Origin of the sequence: Petrotoga sp. Shatin.DS.tank11.9.2.9.3 (assembly GCF_003665005.1) — a bacterium.
In the GTDB taxonomy this organism is placed as follows: Bacteria; Thermotogota; Thermotogae; order Petrotogales; family Petrotogaceae; genus Petrotoga; species Petrotoga mobilis.
The window spans coordinates 459,477-477,084 of the sequence record NZ_JGVT01000003.1 but is presented as its reverse complement, the minus strand read 5'-3'; the positions used below and the strand labels follow the sequence as shown (position 1 = coordinate 477,084).

Sequence of the window (17,608 nt, the reverse complement as noted above, 5' to 3'; positions counted from 1 at the left end):
TGTGTATATCCTACCTTTAAGGAATAAAAACCTGAATTTCTTTTAATCTTTCGTCAATTTCATCTGTTTGTGTATATCCTACCTTTAAGGAATAAACACTTCCAAGCGGTAGGTCTTTAATTTACAGTCCTACCTGGTGGTCTACTCTACCTTTAAGGAATAAAAACACGCCAAGGACACATGCCGTGTCCGGGTGGCCTATCACGTGTATATCCCACCTTAAGGAATACTTTTGCTGATCTGTGCAAAAAGATTTTTTCATAATGTTTTAGATTTTTTTTTCTAATCTCGTTTGCCCCGAAAATGATGTGTGTGTATTAGCCTACCTTTAAGGAATAAATTTTGCCGACTTGTGCAAAAAGCTTTTTCGTAATGCCTTAGAAATTCTTTCCAAACTCTCATTTGCCCTGCAAATGAGAGTTTGTATATATCCTACCTTTAAGGATTAAAAACATATATTCCACAGGGTAATATGCGTACCCATAGGAAAGTGTCTACTCTACCTTTAAGGAATAAATTTTGCTGGTTTTTTCAAAACGCCTTTATTAGGCGTTTTTTTATTTTAGGCATTAGCAAATTGATGAGCATATATAACATTGATTTAATAGTGAAAAGACTAAAGCATGACATAACTGCCTCCTAATAACATGAAGGTATTTGAGATATCAACATCTATTTGAAAAGGTGGTGGTTAACAGGTTTATGGTCATAGTTAGCAAAAAATCTGAATCAGCCAAAAGGAGGTTGAAGTTTGGTGGCTAATTTTTTCCCTTCGTTTGAGGGAATAAGAGAGATGAAAGTCCCTCCCACTAAAGGTGAATGGGAGTTTCTAAATTTTTTGAAAGCATATCCAGACAACGAATTAGAAGTCTTTTTTCAACCAAATATAAACGGAGATAATCCAGACATTGTATTAATGAAAAAATCACATGGAGTATTAATTATAGAAGTGAAAGACTGGAATTTAGATAATTACTACATTACTCCCCCTAACAATAACAACGACAACAAAAATAGCGAAAATTTAAGAAACACTCATTGGAATTTAAAAAGTGATCTGACCCCAATTTCCTCCCCTTTCCGGCAAGTAGAGAATTATAAAGATACAATTTTCAACATGCACATTGAAGGGTTGGCAGAAGAGGCAATTAAAAATCCCAAAATTTATGGGGTAATAAAAACAGCTGTATTTTTTAGCAACGAAAACACCAGAAGAATAAAGGAGAAATTTAGCAAATATATCACAGAGCAAAATGGGCTAATAAAAAGTGGATATAGTTATATAATCACTCAAGATCTGTTAAATAGAGATTACTTTTCAAAGGTAATGAAAGATTCTCATCTGGATTCAAACTCTAAGAGCAATTATTTTAATGACGATCTATATGATAAGTTTAAAAGTATTTTATACCCTTTCTTTCATTATATGGAAAATAGTAAAGATGAAATTACCTTTTCAGACGAACAATTACCAATTACCGCAAGCAGACCTGGGTCTCAAAAAATACAAGGGGTTGCTGGTTCAGGGAAAACATTAATCATGGCACAAAGAGCTATAAATGCTTATAAAAGAACTAAAAGTCCAGTTTTAATACTTACTTTCAATATAACGTTAGTCAATTATATAAAGGAAATGTTGAGTAATATACCAGAAAAATTTAAATGGAACGATTTTATAATAATTAACTACCACGAATTCTTAACCTCCCAACTGAACAATGAGTGTTTTCCAATAATTAATAAAAAAATATATAAAGATGTAAAGTTTTTTGAAAAGAATAAGAATAAATTTGAAAAGTTTCAAGCCATATTCATCGACGAAGCTCAAGATTTTGAATACGAGTGGTTTAAGATAATTAAAAATTGTTTTTTAGCAGAAAATGGTGAGTATGTAGTCTTTGCAGATGAAAAACAAAATATTTATAAAAGAAAGATGGGCCTGGATAAAAAGCCAGAAACTAACATTCCGGGGTCATGGAAGAAACTAAAGAATACGCATAGAATTAATAATGGATTCATTCAAATAATAAATAGTTTTCAGAAAGAGTTCTTAAGTAAAAAGTACATATACGAACAAATCGGAGGATATGTAGATCAACAAATACTTTTTGGCTCTTATTATTACAATTATTATTACTTAGGCGGAGAAAAGCCAAATGTAGAATATACAATTCTGAACATATTACTCAATGAATTAAAGCGGTTAAACGTGAAGTCAAAAAATGTTGGGATTCTTAGTTCAAAGGTTTGGATTCTTAGAAGGTTGGAAAAAATTCACATCGAAAAAGAGAAATCACGCACACATACAACCTTTGAAGATCAAGAAACATTTGAGAAAATAGTAAAAAATCTAAAAGAACAACTCGAAGATTACAGGGATCCATACTTTAAAAAAAGATTAAAAATTGAACTTGATAAAGTTAGAAAAAGTAAGAAATACAATTTTAATTTTAAATACAATTCAATTAAGTTAAGCACAACTCACAGTTTTAAAGGATTAGAGCTAGATACTATATTTTTAATAATAGATTCCAAAGACAGCGAAGAAGTGATATACACAGGCATGACAAGGGCTTTAAATAACCTAGTAATCATTGATTTAGATAGAGAAAACAAGCAAATCTATAAACATTTTTTTGAATCTTACAAACCCGAACTCAAGAGCGTTTCTAAAACAATAAATTAAAAATTCAAAGCACTATAAATATGGTAACATACATGTATAATCTTAACAAATAGTCATATTGCAATATTTTATACCGAGGTACAGGTTATATAGATGACATTATAGCAGGGCTTTGGGGGGATTAATTCGTTTAGAAACATACAAAAGTCTAAAGATGGTTAATATTTTAATAACTGCCTGCTAATATAATGAATACAAATAAAGGAGTGATTATATGAATTTCTTCTTGTATGGATTTATTTTTGCAGGTTCGTTTATTGTTAATATGTTTGTTCAAGAAGTTATGGAAAATAATTACAAAGCTGTTTTTGAAAATGAGTATCAAAAAATTCAACAAGCAAAAATTGAATTAGAAAAATATAAGAGATATAGAGATAACCAACTTAATTACAAAATATTAATAGATAAACATTATCAATCATTAAGAAGAGCAAATAGTTTATATCAAATAAAGAATCTAATAAATAATAAAATAAGTAATCTAAAAAGTTTAGCTGATCAAATTTCAAATGAAATAAAAGTGCTAAACAAAAGAATTAACAATCTTGATTATCTTGACAAAAATCTAGAAGATGAAAAAAATAGCTTAATCCAAATGCGTAGAAAGACAGTAGAAGAAATAAGAAATTTAAATTCAGAAAAAATCAAATACTGTGAAAAAGTAAAAGAAAATAATAGAATTACTCACGAATATAAAATTCTTATAAAAGAAACATGTGGACAAAGAGGAAGAGAATGGTATTACCGAAATTACACAGCAAAAGGAAGAAGATAGAAAATAGAAGATAAATAAAAAATGAAAGGAGAGTTTGTATGGAAGAATCTAAAAAAATGGGTGAGTTAACTAGAATAGAACCCAAAAATCAGAACTTTTTAAGAAGTATAAATGTTATTCAAAATACCTTGGATACAATAGAAACTGGTATGAGATACAATTATGAAAAGAAAAGGATAAAAGAAGAAAGCAGAGTTTTGAGAGAAAAAATAAGAAGTGATAGAATTAATTATGGTCAAGAAACAAAAAGATTGATAAATGAATCAAATAATGAAACAAAAAAGATAATAAAAAATTTAACCTATCAAGAAACAAAAGAAAAAGAAAAAACAAAAAGATATACTGCAAAATTGGATTTGGCAAAAGCATTAATACAAGAAAAGAGTCTCCCAAATACTGAAAAAATAAGAATATTTAACAGAATATTAGATGATTTAGAATAATAATTGCCTTAGGCAGCAAAAAAATTAACATAAAAGGAGGGTTTAAAGATGGTTGATACTTTGATAGCGACGGTTGGAGCTAGTTTGTATGTAAACATAAGTAAAGACGATGAGCTAAAAAAGTTGTATGAATCAGAAAGACTAGAAGAACTTGCAGATAAACTTTTAGATAACAAGATAAAGCAAGAAAATGAAAGGATGTTAGGGGCTGAGATTAACTCTGTAGAAAGCATTATAAAAGAAGGATACATTGAAGAAAGAAAAAACTTGTACTTTTTGGTATCTGATACAAAAACTGGGGAAAAAGTTGGTAAGCTTTTAGAAGCATACTTTAAATATTCAAAAGACTCTTCGTTTGAAAAAGTAGAAGTTAAGAAGATAGAAAGACTGGATGATGAAAATAGAGAAGATTTTAAAAGATATGGCTTAAAGAATCTAGTTAAAAGTATGTCTGCAATACTTAAAGAACATGGACCTTCTACGATTATAAATGCAACAGGGGGATACAAGGCTCAAATAGCATTTGCCTTGGCTCTCGGTCAAGGAATGAATATACCAGTTTATTATCAATTTGAAAGATTCCCTACTGTAATAAAACTACCACCATTACCATTAAGTCTTGATTACAAACTGTATCTTGACTACTTGTATTTTATCGATCAATTTGACGATGAGGGTTTTATTGAATACACTCCTGAGATAGCTAATCAGTACAAAGTTTTGGACGAGCGGTTAACGCCTTTGTTTAGTGTGGAGAAAATTGATAACAAAAAGTACATAGAACTAAATCCTATGGGACAAGTTTTTATTGAATCTGCTAAACAATTTTTCAACCTGACAAAAAAAGAACAATTAAGCCTAAAACATAGAAAAAATGATCTTATAATGCAATATTCCAACTCTGAGGAGCATTCGAAAAAAATAATTTTAGAATACAATTTAGAGGACAAATTCAAAAAGCTGGATTTCATAGAGAAAGTTTACGTAAAGGGCGGTAACGAAAAAGAAGTATCAGGAAAGCGTAATCAAGTAAAAATCTTTGGTGATGAAATCAAAATTATCTTAAATACAAAAAAAGGTACACTTTATCTTGGAGTCCAAACAACAGCGGAAAATGCTGAAGAAATGCTTTTGGCTAAAGAAAAGATAGAAGAGTTTATAAACAACAATTTTTGACCATTGTGTATAAATTGTGGTATAATTTTCTCAATTACGTAAAAATCATGTCAAAATCCAGGAGGTGAATCATGCCTGATATTTTCAGTAGGGAAAAGATTTATGGTATTCTAAAAAATCGTTATTCAGATCTACCAAATGATTGGATCGAGAACAACGATTTTTTCAAGCAAAAGCCTCTGACCGTTTTATCTTACGATGTGGACAGCATCAAGAATTATATCTTCAGTTCCTCTGAGTTTAAAGCTATTATAGGCGCAAGCAAGATGGTCTCAGATTACGACAAAAAAGTAACCGAGTTCTTAAGCAAAGAAAATTCTTACGTAGTTCATGCGGTTGGCGGAACAGGCTTAGCGGTAATATTAAAAGACGATTCTAAACGAATTGAGGAAGAATTAAGACAAAGCTTTAAAGAGATTGTACCAGGTGGCTTTTTAACAATTTCAAAGGTTGATTTTTATCCTTCAGAATTGATACACGGTTTAGAAAAAGTAGATTTAAACACTTCGAAATTAGAAAAAGAGTTTAATCTTAAGTTCAACAACCTCACGGAACAGACAGATTTTTATAAATTATTTTCTTTATTAGCCTCAAATATGAGGGAAGAGAAAAACTCAAAAAGTACAGAGATGAAAAGAATCACCCCTGAATTTGACCTCTGTGAAGCTTGCAACACTTATCCCGCCTCAGAAATTATCCATAGAGCAGCTGATCCTAACGAATCCAATACAATGAAAGTATGTGAAATATGCAAAAAGAAGATAGACTCAGGAGAAGAAAAAATAAAAAAAGAAAAGTTCGCAGACTCACTTTTGGACATTGACACAGAGCATGATAAAGATAAACAGACGGATTGGCTTGGGGTCATCTATATCGATGGTAACAACTTAGGAAAAGTCTATTCCCGAATAAAAACTGATAAAGAATACATAACATTATCTCAAAACATCGAAAACGCATCTGAAAGCGCTGTCAAACAAGTTATAAAAGAAAAGAATTTGCAAAATAAGTACGCCGCTCCGATCCTTGGAGGAGACGACATAATGCTTTTTATTCCAGCAAAGCAAGCGTTTGAAATATTTTTAAGGTTAGATGAAATTCTATCTGAAAAATTCGGGAATATCGATGGCAAAGGAAACGGCATAAGTTACTGTGGGTCTATACTTTTTTGTAAAAAGAGTATGCCCTTAAAAATGATTTTTGAGGCTTCGAGCAATCTTTTGAAGCAAGCTAAGTCTAAGTTTTACAATGATTATAAAAACGGTCAAACAGAGAAAAATTACATCGCTACAAGGGTGTTATGGAACAATAGTACAGAAGTTAAAAGTGAGGAGTTTTTCAGCCCTAACAACGATATTAAAGAAATTATGGCAGAAGGAATGGAGATTAGTTATTTCAAAAGTTATCTAAAGTTGTTGGAAAGCTTAAATAGTGACGAGAAGAAGTTCTTAATAAAGGTTGTGAAGTTGATGAATGAAATCTCTCCTGTAATTAAGTTGAACATTAATTATTTCTTCGTAAAAAATATTAAAAACGTCCAACACGAACAAAGATTAAAGGAATTGTACACATATATATTTTTTCCAGAAGAAAATAGAACAAGAGTCTTAAGCTCTATAGATCTTTTAAATTTTATTGAAGAGGGGGAGAAAAATGAAAATAAAAGTGGCCATTGAAACAAAGTCCCCTTTGTTAGTTTCTGAAGAGGTTTCTAGTATCTGGAACAAATCACAAAAAAGAGACATAAACTCAGCTTACATACCAGGCTCTGCATTAAAAGGTGCTTTAAGAGAAACCGCCGATACATTGACCCCATACAAACAAGAAGTATTTAGCCTCTTTGGAATGGAAGGTTCAAAGCAAGGGAAATTACAGTTCTCTAAGATAATTTGTAAGGATCCCTCATACATTGAAAAAACACACGTAGTACTCAATAGAAAAACCAAAACCCATGCTCACAACAAGCTTTTTAGTACAAACGCATTGGCTAACGGTAATATTTTGGAAGGTTATATTTATGTCGATGGTGAATTAACCGCTAAAGAAAAAGAGTTATTGGATGGATTGACAAAAATGGTTAAGAAAATCGGTGGGATGAAATCAGCAGGTTATGGATTGGTTGATATTTCCTTTGAATATCAAGATAGTAACTCAAAAGTCGAAGTAAGTACAGATTTTGAAAATTACGCACTTCTTGTTTTAGAACCATTAGAACCTTTTTTAGCTATAAAAGAGAGATCAAAAAACTATATGTACAAATCATCAAAAATTATCTACGGTGAAACAATCAGAGGGGCTTACGCTCAAATAATTTCCAATGATCCTTTATTTGAAAAGATAATTCTAAACGAAGAAGTAAAATTTCCAACAGTAGTTCCTTCCAAAGAAGATAAGTTAATGGCTCCCTCTCCTTCCACCACTATGAAAAGAAAGTACAAGAGTACTGATACAGGCATCTTCGATTTGGCTTTGGCAAAAATGGTCGAAAACAATATAAACATAGGTAGAAATTTACTGTCTTTAGAAGATATGTCGACTGATGGGGAAAGACTTGAAAATGTTGGGGGTTACCTCGATTATTTCAACAATTCAATAATTAATGTTGAATCAGATACCAAACAGTATACTCAAACTGCAGTTTCCAGGCAAACAAGAGCCACTAAAGCAGGACAGTTACGAAGTTACATCACCGAACACTTCGAAAAAATGGTTGGGATAATAAGATCCTCAAATAAGGAATATATAGAAATGATTGCCAGGATCGAGAGTATCTCAGTTGGAAATTCAAAAACTAGGGGTTTTGGAAAAATGAAGGCAAAGATAATCCCCTTACATAATCTAAAAGAGCAATTCGAAAAAAATATAAAAAGTTTCACAGAAAGTGTAAAAAGACATATAAAATCTGAGAGGACATATATTCCACTATTACTCACATCTGATCTAATAGTTCCTGTTGGTAAAGAGTTAAAAGATCTATTTAGCGGTTTTGAGGTAAATCAAACTATTTATCGAAAAGACACTTTTTCCTCATGGAATACTGGAACAAACAACACTAAAACTTTCTATGAAACATTAAAAGCAGGATCGGTAATCATTTTGGAATCTGAGAATGAAAATTGTATAGAAGAAATTTGGCAAATGTTTTTAGATGGTTTGGGGCACAGAACAGGAAGCGGGTTTGGAAGTTTTTTGGTAGTAGATTATTCAAAATTGAATACCGTTGGAGGTGTTAAATAATGTTGTCAGGAGAAGAAAAAACGTATCTCATAAATGAGATGAAGAAACTGATGGATGAGCATGGCAAAAAAGCTCCAAAAAATACGCAGATTAGAAAATACGCAGCTACCGCAATTAAATCAGATTGTAAAGAGGAATTTTTAAATTATCTACACTACCAAATTGGAAGAGCTTCAAATAATGATGAAAAAACTTATTTAATGATTGTTTTAGATAAACTAAATGAAATAGAAAAGAGATTTAAATCAGATGAAATCTACCTCAAAGCCTTGGGGTTATTCTTTGGTTACATGGCGAGGTATAAAAAATATCTCGATGAGATAAATCATAATCGAAATAATCAGAAATCCCCCGCAAACAACAATTATCCTAATAAAAAGAATTTTCCTCCCAACAAGACTAATGAATACGGGAAAAGGAGATGATTGTAAATGTTAGCTTTTGATAAATTTGTGAATAAATATTATGTCAATGTAGAAATCATCGCCCAAACACCAATACATGTGGGATCAGGTGAGGAAGGTTTATCCCCATTAGAAGTCGATAACAGCGTACTAAAAGATTCACAAGGGAACGCTGTGATACCAGGTTCAACTTTGAAAGGTGTTTTTAGATCAACCTTAGAGCAAATACTAAAATCCAAAAATATCAACGTTTGTGAAGAAGAAAATGGTAAACCATGCATCGATCAAAAGGAAAGGAAGAAATATAAAACTGAAAATGAATGGTTTGCCCACATAGAAAAAAACATTTGCGAAGTTTGCAATCTTTTTGGTTCTAACTCTTTTTCTTCTAGGGTTTTTTTCAGTGATGCGATAGCAGATCAAAATCGGCAAAACATAGAAAATAGAGATGGTGTAAAGATCAGAAGAGACACCGAAATAACTGCAGACAAGGCCAAATATGATTACGAGATCGTATCTGTCGGAACAACTTTTAAAACTGACATTTTAATGGAAAACGTAGAGGATTATCAAGTTGGATACATTCTATTTCTCATAGATATGGTGAACAACGGACTTGTAAGATTTGGTGGTAAAAAATCAGTAGGCTTAGGTAAGCTAAAATTTAATTATAAAATTAGCTCCATAGATTTAGAAGATGTCACTCAGGGTAAATTCGAGCCCCAACCGTTAGATCCCATTAGAATAGAAGAAATAAAAAAGGCAACTTTAGATTATTTAGCAAAAGCTGGTGAAAAAAATGTTTAAAACGATAAGAAATTTTCATATATTCCATCTCAAGATAACCCCCAAAAGTGGTTTTCACATAGGTTCTGGTGACATAGATATAAGTCCAGTAGCTACCGATGCACAATTTGTAAGGCTAAACACACCTTGGGGAAAAACTGTACATATACCAGGAAGTTCTTTAAAAGGTGTTTTTAGAGCAGACGCAGAAGCTTTGCTTAAATCTATGGGTAAAGAAGTTTGTGAACTTTCTATAAACCGTAATAAAGATTGTGGTGACAAATTTGAGCTAAAAAAGGTTGAAAAAGCTGAAGAAATATATCCACAAGTATGTTATGCATGTAAAATGTTTGGAAACATGAAAATGGCTTCTGTTGTGAGATTTGAAGACTTCTTCCCTTTTGAAAGTGATGACGGGGATAATGAAAAAGCCAAAAAAATAAAAGAAATAGAAGAATACACTTTTGTAAGAAACGGAATTAAGATTGACAGGTTTACAGGAAGCACTGTGGAAAAAGCTTTATACGACTTTGAAGTATTAAACGGTGGGAATTTTTATGGTAATGTACTTCTAAAAAATCCTGAAATTTGGCAAGTTTTGATGTTCTACAAAACGATAAACAATATAAATGATGGGTTTGTTAAAGTTGGCGGTAAAAAATCTAGAGGATTAGGAAAGTTAGATGTTGAAATCAAATCGTTGGAGATATATTCTACAAATAAAAATGCCATAACTTTCACTACATTTGAAAATGGTCGCTTTATGAACAAAAACGTTGAATTCAACTTCCAAAATGCAGAAAAGGAAGAAGATTTAATAGGTTTAAAAATCAAGATTACCAACAAAGATGAAATTAAAAGTTATTTTGATCAAATGTTGACAAAACTACCCGAAAGTTGGTGATAAGATGAATATAATATTTGATAAATTTGATAAAAAGTTAAAATGCGAAGTGATATACAACGATTACAAAGAATTCGTTTATTTAAAGTTGACAGTTGAAGAAGCAAAGGAAATCTTTGATAAATTAAAATCCACAAATTACAAAGATTTCTACTTTAGAGCATTTGCAAAAGAATTTGACTACTTGTACAACTATGGTGAAGAAATTTATGATCTGGAAAGTATAGAACCAAATGAGAAACTATGCTTAAACCCCAAGATTAAAAACTTACCCAAAACAAAAGTCAATGGCGTAAAAAAGGATAATTTTCCTGTTTATTTTAGGATGGGTTATATACAAGGAGATGATGAATAATGCAAGAATACGAATCTCCAAAAGGGTACTACTATGTGCAGAGAAAAGAACCGTCAGCCTCTGTAGCAACGACGGTAAAACATTCCGATATATACAAAGATCCCAAATTATTCTATGGAACCTTAATTGGATACATAAAGACACTCAAGCCTCTGTGTTTCACCCAAAACTTGTTTAAATTTCAAAATGAGAAACCTACTTACTTATTGCAAAGAGAGGGTGGAAAAATTGTTCTGCCTGGTTCCCAACTAAAAGGGGCTATAAAAACATACATGCAGGCTTTAAGCGAGTCATACGATGAAGAAATTGAAAGAGATCCTAAAAACATAAAACCAGACCCAGTGAACGCAATAACTGGAAGAGGGAAATATGCTTCAAGGCTTCTCTTCAACGATATAATAATTGATGAAAAAAAAGTAAAAACTAAAATTATAGATGGAAAACAACAATGGAGCCAAAAACATGATAATCGCTATCCATCGATCCGTTTGTACAGCCACAATGATCACGAAGATTTAGATCACAAAGTTCTATTTGAGGTTTTGCCCACTGAAACAATCTTGGATTTTGAAATACTCATCAAAGGGCTGACAAAGGTTGAAATGGGGTTGTTGTCTTTGGCGATGGGAATTGTTCCCAAATATATGTTTGATCTCAAAATTGGAAGGGGTAAAAACTTAGATATGGGATCGGTACGTTTTACTCCTTTAAAGTTAATTCAACCGAATAAATCATTCAAAAACACAAGAAAAGTTTACGTAGAAAGAGAATTAGCTCAATTCATATATTCATGCGGCAATGCATATCTTAAAAGTATGAGTGAAGCGAACAACGAAAATCTTAATCAAATAATAGAAGACTCAAAAAGAAGTGATGGCAAATGACAAACAAAAAAGCGATAATAAAGGATGCCCAGAGAATCGCCGATAATTTCGCAGTAAAAATAGATGATCTTAACGGATTTATCAACACTATAAAAGGCAACATAAATTTTATTAAAAATTATGACGTTGATGAATTTTTAGCTATCAATGAAAATAAAGTAGATAAACATATCATTAGAGACCGATCAGCCTTCAAAATGCTTAAAGATGTTGTTAAAGAAAGAAAAGCCAAGTACACTAAAGAAGAACTCTTAAGTTTTTTAGGATATCTTGCTCGAGAATTAACGTATTTCAAATCTAAAAGTTAATCTTAAATAAAGTCTGTTGGAACCCCGTTGGGGCCTCAACAGACTATTTTTCTTTGACTATTTTTTATGTATTAGGTTCAGCTTTTGTATTTATCAACTCAACGTATTCAGCAAAATATGAAAATTCCTGATTTTTCTTTGGATCAAAATTAAGCTTTACCTCCGGTAAAAAACTAACTTTTTTATGGGCTATGATCTCTGAAGTATCTTTCAAATTTATGAAATTATTAGATTTAAAATAAAATTCAATGTTGTTTTTTGATGTAATGAAACCAAAGCCTCTATCTTTAAAGTATATCTTAATTGTTCCTTCTTCTTTAGGCATAAGTTCATAAAAGTATTTGTCGATCTTTTTCTTTGCCTCTTTATCTGAAACATTGAGAACTTCCTTTTCAAACTCTTGAATTACAAAATTGTCCGTAAATTTGTAGCCGTATTTATCCCTTATTTTTTTAAAATAAAAGTAAAATAATTTTGAATCTTCTACCTTACCAAGCTCTCTCAAAAGATTTGAAGTATACCAGAAAGATCTGTTCACTTTTTTATAATTTTCATCCGTTTTAACAGATTTTATATAATACCACAAAGCTTTTTTCTTGTCTTTCTTTTTCAATGCTTCAGCAATGAATTGATCTATAATTCCACTTTTTAATTGGTTTCTGAGAATTTTAAGCCAAGTTATAGCTTCGTCTAGATCCCCACGAAGAGCCTTCGCATGGTAATATTTACTCATATGCCAATATTTATTTTGACTATTTGCAAAGTTTGGTTTTTTTGATTCGGTTTTTTCATAGAAGCTAAGAAACCTATCGAGATCTTTTACATGTAAAAGTTTTGCAGTATAACTAACATAACTAGCAAAAATAGAATCCAAAGGCTTTTTCTCAGGATTCTTTTCGTTCGGCCTAATTTCGTTGTCTAGGTTGTCAGGATTAACCAAGGATAAATAGTAAATTTTTTGATCCGAGGAGATTTGGCTATTTTTAACGTTTTTTACGAGTAAATCTACCGTTCTTGAATACGAAGAATATTTATCAGCACCGTCTTTGTACATTTCTAAAAGTTCTTTTAATTGTTTGTAGTATTTTACATGAAAATTAGGATTATTTTTAAAATATTTGTAATATAGTATCCAAGAATATTGATTTTTTACTAAATTAATGCTTTTATCATTATTTTTTGATTCATGTGTATATTGCTCTAGGCGTCTTTTCCCTATTTTCTCAGCTTCATCAAGTTGGTTCTCCGTCCTCAACCTTTTTATTACTTGAGACAATTCATAGTTATTTAATTTATCATATTCTGACATATCCATGAAAGACCCTTCCTTTCGTTTTTTTATACTGTAATTATATTATATTTATTCACATTAATGCAAACAATTAAAGAGAGAAAGTACTACCATAATTAGTTGAAACTCAATAAAAGGAGGAATTTAAAATGGATGAAAAGTGGAAAAGTTTGATAGAAGAATATAAAGATGATTTAAGGATTCAAGTAGAATGGGCTATTGATGAAGCGTTCAATACCAACGAAGGAATTGTTGATGTTATCCTTGATGAAAACGGTAAAGCGTATATAGTCAATTCACCTTCTACTGAAACAATAGCCAGTGAAGTATCATCTGGAAAAGCTATTTATATAGGTCGTTTTGACGCCAAAGATTATGACTTTAAAAATATTATTCACAATTTAAAAGAAGAAGAGTTAAAAGACCTATTTGAAGAGTATGAGAATCAAGAGTATTTAAAAGAATATGTTAAGACTTTCAAAGATTTTGAAGACCCTAATTTTTTTGACACTCTACCTAAAGAAATTAAAAGCTACGCATATTGGAATATTTTCAATCGTTTAACTTATGAGTTTTACAAAGAAAATAATTTAGAATATAATTGGGACCTTGAGGCAGAACTTGAGGATGGAGGTTATATTTCTGATACACCAGTTGTATATGACATCAATGAAGATTACCAAGATCTTGAAGATCTAACTTTTGAAGATCTTATCGATGATGATGATGATGATGATGATTTTTAGGGCATTTTAGTTTTTTTCAATTGTCTGTCGACCTCCAATAGGGTGAAAAACCCAGGGGATCGACAGACATGTGTTAAAAAGTAAAAAATCGATAATAAATATTATATAATTTATAAAACCGGATTCAAAAATGAGAGGTGGTGTTCTATGGGAATACCCTTAGTTAGCGATAAATTCAAGAAAGAAGAATCTAAGTTAAAAGCCTTGTTGAATGATTATTTAGACCTTATCAATAGGAATTCTTTTTTGATTAAAGATAAAATTGACGAAGTAAAAAATGAATTCGAAACACTTTTCAATTTTGTGGTTGTAGGCAAAGTTAAAGCTGGTAAAAGTAGCTTTTTAAACGCTTTACTTGGAATTAAAGAAGGAGAAGAGAGTATCTTCGAGGTCGGACCAGGACCTCAGACTTCCAAAATAACAATCGTTCGAAAGGGTCAAGGGAACGTTGAAACAAGAGGTGATATGGTTACAATCTACAAAGATTTGGATTCTTTGGAAGGAATAGAGATAATAGACACCCCAGGAACGGACACAATAATGGAGAAACATGAAAAGATTACCAGAGATTTTTTAGAAAATAGCAATCTGATAATGTTTGTTTTCGACTCGAAAAATATATATACAAAAAGCGATTGGGAGTTGATCGAAAAGATCATCAAGGATTTGAAAAAAGATGTCATCTTTATTCTCTCCCAGAAGGATAGAGCTTCACAAGAAGAGATAGAAATGGCTAAAAAAGAGCTTATAAATAGATGCAACAAAATAGATTTGAAAGATCCCAAAATCTTTTTAACTTCAGCTAAGCTAGAAATTGAGTCTAAACCTGATAGTGGGTTCCAACAGGTTAGAGATTATATTTTTAACGAAATAGGTAGTCATGACAAGAAAAGAATGAAGTTGAAAACAATTATAGGTAAGATTAGATTTTCCGTTGACCAAAATAGCAACATTTTGAACGAAAAAATCGATGAATTGGAAGTTCTTGAGAGATATTATGAAACCCTTAATGCGTTTTTGGGAGAGAATCATTCTTTTTTTAATATTAGGTTTGATTCAATTAATGATGCTATAAAAAATTATTACTTGAATAAGTTAACTGATTTGAAAGATTCAATCTTAAACTTTTATAAGACGCAGAAAAAAGTGAAAGAAAATATCGAGTATGAGATTTCTCAATTCAAAAAAGAAGTATCAAAAACCCTGAACGATAGAATAACCAGAGAGATTTTAAACATTACGGATGAAGAAAAGAGCAGAATAAATAGATTTTTTGATAAGAAGGAAGTTGTAGATAGATTAGGAATCGATCCTTTCTTAAGGGAAAAGTTAAAGTTGGATGTTGATAAAGAGTTTATTATTTTTTCCAATGATTTAGAAAAAGAAATCAACAAAATTTTAGATAGAACCTTTAAAACAGTGACGTTTAAAAACAAAAATCTGTTGAACAGGTTATACATCTCAAGAAGTGTTCAAAAAAGATTGGATAATGAAATTTCTAATCAAATGAAGGCTTTAGAAAATACACTTAAATCTAATGTTGAATCTTTTTTAAATAGCTTAAAGGTAAAAATGCAAACAAGTATGTTTGAAAACTACGAGGCATTTAAAAAGGAGATAAATAACCTAGAACATTTCAAAGATCTAAAAGAAAGAATTGATGGATACTCAAGGCAATTGGAAGATATTGAGTCGTCTATCAGCAGTAAGTCTTTTTAGTTTCTCTTATTTATGATATAATATTTCTATATTTTTAGGTTTGTGGAGGTGCTTTCTTTTTTGTTTGATCCCAATTTTATTAGAAATATAGCAATAATTGCACATATTGATCATGGAAAAACAACCTTGATGGATAGAATACTGGAATTGACACATTCGATAGACGAAAGAAATATGAGAGAACAGTATTTAGATTCAATGGACTTAGAAAGAGAGAAAGGAATTACTATAAAATCACATCCGGTCAAGGTTTTTTATACTGGAAAGGATGGAAATGAATATGAGCTGAATATTTTGGACACTCCTGGGCATATTGATTTTACCTATGAAGTTTCGAGAAGTTTGGCAGCATGTGAAGGTGCTATTTTACTGGTCGATGCCACACAAGGTGTTCAGGCTCAAACCGTTACTAACACGTATTTAGCGTTGGAAAACAATTTGGAGATCATTGGTGCAATAAACAAAATAGATCTTCCCACTGCAAATATCGATGAAACGATGTTGGAGATAAATGATTTGGTTGGTATTGAAGCTGACTCAATAATCCCTATTAGTGCTAAAACTGGAGAGGGCGTTACAGATTTACTTGAATTGATTATTCAAAAGGTCCCTTCTCCTCTTAGCAAAGGCAATACTTCAGACAAGTTGAAAGGTCTAGTATTCGATGCTAAGTATGATAAGTACAAAGGTATCATCGTTTATTGTAGGATATTTGGTGGTAAGGTAAAAAAAGGCGATAAGATTAAATTAATGGCTTCTAATGCGACCTATGAAGTTATCGAGGTCGGGATTTTTCACCCTGAGATGATAGAAACAGAGGATCTGTCCGCTGGAGAAATAGGTTATATTGTGGCTGGAATAAAAGATATTGAGCAGGCAAGAGTAGGAGATACGATTACTGATGCACTGAATCCCATAGAAAAACCCCTTCCTGGATACAAAGAAGTTAAACCGATGGTTTATGCGGGACTTTATCCAGGTTTGCCAGAGTATTATGAGGAGTTAAGAAAGGCTCTTGAAAAGTTGAAATTGAACGATGCTTCTCTTGTATTCACACCCGAAAGTTCTCCCGCTATGGGATATGGTTTTAGAGTAGGTTTTTTAGGTTTACTTCACATGGAAGTGGTTAAAGAACGTTTGCAAAGGGAGTTTGAGCTTGCCGTTATACTCACTGTTCCTAGTGTAATTTACAAAGCCAAGCTAAGAAATGGGGAAGAAATAGAAATTACAAATCCTTCAGAGTTTCCAGATGAAGATTTGATAGAAAAAGTTTACGAACCTTTTTGCAAGTTGGATATTATCACGCCACCTGATTATATGGGAGATTTGATCAATCTTGCTCAGGTCGAAAAAAGAGGAAATTTTTCTCATGTATCAAATGCAGGTAAAAATAGGGTGGTTTTACATTTTGAAATTCCTTTGGCTGATTTGATCTTCGATTTCTTCGATAAGATGAAGGCTATCAGTAAAGGTTACGCCTCAATGGATTACGAGATAACAGGGTACAAAGAGTCTAATTTAGTGAAGTTAGAAATTTTAATAAATAGAGAGAAAGTTGACGCCTTATCTTACGTTGTTCATGAGAGCCAGAGTTATACACTTGCAAGAAAATTAGTGGATAAATTAAGAGATTTAATTCCTAGACATCAATTCGAGATACCTATCCAAGCATATTGCAAGGGTAAGATAATCGCAAGATCCACTATTAAAGCCTTAAGAAAAGATGTCCTTCAGAAGTGTTATGGTGGAGATGTGACCAGAAAGATGAAATTGCTAGAAAAGCAAAAAGAAGGTAAAAAAAGGATGAGGGAGATTGGTAAAGTCAATATTCCTCAAGAGGCCTTCCTGGCTTTGTTGAAGGTTAACGAAGATGAAGAATAAATTTGGAGGTGTC

General features: G+C 31.6%; 16 protein-coding genes. 15 read left to right on the top strand and 1 reads right to left on the bottom strand.

Annotated elements, in window-relative coordinates; genetic code table 11:
• The first annotated feature begins 754 nt into the window (after nucleotides 1–754).
• The 12 genes from BZ25_RS04095 (at nucleotide 755) to BZ25_RS04040 (ending at nucleotide 11,958) form a co-directional block, all read left to right on the top strand.
• Nucleotides 755–2,686 carry a DNA/RNA helicase domain-containing protein gene (locus tag BZ25_RS04095; protein WP_147429933.1) on the top strand — a complete coding sequence of 644 codons (1,932 nt, stop codon included), beginning with the start codon at nucleotides 755–757 and terminating at the stop codon, nucleotides 2,684–2,686.
• Nucleotides 2,687–2,900: 214 nt separating this feature from the next.
• On the top strand, nucleotides 2,901–3,461 hold the full coding sequence (locus tag BZ25_RS04090) for a hypothetical protein (protein WP_121567407.1): 561 nt from the start codon (nucleotides 2,901–2,903) through the stop codon (nucleotides 3,459–3,461).
• A gap of 38 nt (nucleotides 3,462–3,499) precedes the next feature.
• Nucleotides 3,500–3,904, top strand: a complete 405-nt coding sequence (locus BZ25_RS04085) for a hypothetical protein (RefSeq protein WP_121567406.1) — start codon at nucleotides 3,500–3,502, stop codon at nucleotides 3,902–3,904.
• Nucleotides 3,905–3,952: 48 nt separating this feature from the next.
• The gene (locus tag BZ25_RS04080; protein WP_121567405.1) at nucleotides 3,953–5,080 is read left to right on the top strand and encodes a putative CRISPR-associated protein; all 1,128 of its coding nucleotides are present in this window, start codon (nucleotides 3,953–3,955) and stop codon (nucleotides 5,078–5,080) included.
• A 71-nt stretch (nucleotides 5,081–5,151) separates the two neighbouring features.
• Nucleotides 5,152–6,756, top strand: a complete 1,605-nt coding sequence (locus BZ25_RS04075; RefSeq protein WP_121567404.1) for a hypothetical protein — start codon at nucleotides 5,152–5,154, stop codon at nucleotides 6,754–6,756.
• The gene (locus BZ25_RS04070; RefSeq protein ID WP_121567403.1) at nucleotides 6,734–8,317 is read left to right on the top strand and encodes an RAMP superfamily CRISPR-associated protein; all 1,584 of its coding nucleotides are present in this window, start codon (nucleotides 6,734–6,736) and stop codon (nucleotides 8,315–8,317) included. Before BZ25_RS04075 ends, BZ25_RS04070 begins: the two co-directional genes overlap by 23 nt.
• Nucleotides 8,317–8,742: a hypothetical protein gene (locus BZ25_RS04065; protein ID WP_121567402.1), complete on the top strand. Its 426-nt coding sequence runs from the start codon at nucleotides 8,317–8,319 to the stop codon at nucleotides 8,740–8,742. The genes BZ25_RS04070 and BZ25_RS04065 overlap by 1 nt, the downstream gene beginning before the upstream one ends.
• Before the next feature lie 6 nt (nucleotides 8,743–8,748).
• Nucleotides 8,749–9,528, top strand: a complete 780-nt coding sequence (csx7, locus tag BZ25_RS04060; protein WP_121567401.1) for a CRISPR-associated RAMP protein Csx7 — start codon at nucleotides 8,749–8,751, stop codon at nucleotides 9,526–9,528.
• On the top strand, nucleotides 9,521–10,411 hold the full coding sequence (locus BZ25_RS04055; protein WP_121567400.1) for an RAMP superfamily CRISPR-associated protein: 891 nt from the start codon (nucleotides 9,521–9,523) through the stop codon (nucleotides 10,409–10,411). Before csx7 ends, BZ25_RS04055 begins: the two co-directional genes overlap by 8 nt.
• Before the next feature lie 4 nt (nucleotides 10,412–10,415).
• On the top strand, nucleotides 10,416–10,766 hold the full coding sequence (locus BZ25_RS04050; RefSeq protein WP_121567399.1) for a hypothetical protein: 351 nt from the start codon (nucleotides 10,416–10,418) through the stop codon (nucleotides 10,764–10,766).
• Nucleotides 10,766–11,650 (top strand): RAMP superfamily CRISPR-associated protein, encoded by an 885-nt coding sequence (locus tag BZ25_RS04045; protein ID WP_121567398.1) that lies wholly within the window; start codon nucleotides 10,766–10,768, stop codon nucleotides 11,648–11,650. The genes BZ25_RS04050 and BZ25_RS04045 overlap by 1 nt, the downstream gene beginning before the upstream one ends.
• Complete coding sequence (locus BZ25_RS04040; protein ID WP_121567397.1) at nucleotides 11,647–11,958, top strand: hypothetical protein; 312 nt, start codon at nucleotides 11,647–11,649, stop codon at nucleotides 11,956–11,958. The genes BZ25_RS04045 and BZ25_RS04040 overlap by 4 nt, the downstream gene beginning before the upstream one ends.
• A gap of 64 nt (nucleotides 11,959–12,022) precedes the next feature.
• Here BZ25_RS04040 and BZ25_RS04035 read toward each other — a convergent pair whose 3' ends face one another.
• On the bottom strand, nucleotides 12,023–13,273 hold the full coding sequence (locus BZ25_RS04035; RefSeq protein ID WP_121567396.1) for a hypothetical protein: 1,251 nt from the start codon (nucleotides 13,271–13,273) through the stop codon (nucleotides 12,023–12,025).
• A gap of 125 nt (nucleotides 13,274–13,398) precedes the next feature.
• On the opposite strand from BZ25_RS04035, the gene BZ25_RS04030 reads away from it, so the two are divergent.
• The 3 genes from BZ25_RS04030 to lepA all read left to right on the top strand — a co-directional run bounded on the left by BZ25_RS04030 (nucleotide 13,399) and on the right by lepA (nucleotide 17,595).
• Nucleotides 13,399–13,995, top strand: a complete 597-nt coding sequence (locus BZ25_RS04030; RefSeq protein ID WP_121567395.1) for a hypothetical protein — start codon at nucleotides 13,399–13,401, stop codon at nucleotides 13,993–13,995.
• Between the two features lie 147 nt (nucleotides 13,996–14,142).
• On the top strand, nucleotides 14,143–15,714 hold the full coding sequence (locus BZ25_RS04025; RefSeq protein ID WP_121567394.1) for a dynamin family protein: 1,572 nt from the start codon (nucleotides 14,143–14,145) through the stop codon (nucleotides 15,712–15,714).
• 60 nt (nucleotides 15,715–15,774) lie between these two features.
• The gene (gene lepA / locus BZ25_RS04020; RefSeq protein WP_121567393.1) at nucleotides 15,775–17,595 is read left to right on the top strand and encodes a translation elongation factor 4; all 1,821 of its coding nucleotides are present in this window, start codon (nucleotides 15,775–15,777) and stop codon (nucleotides 17,593–17,595) included.
• Nucleotides 17,596–17,608: the final 13 nt, after the last annotated feature.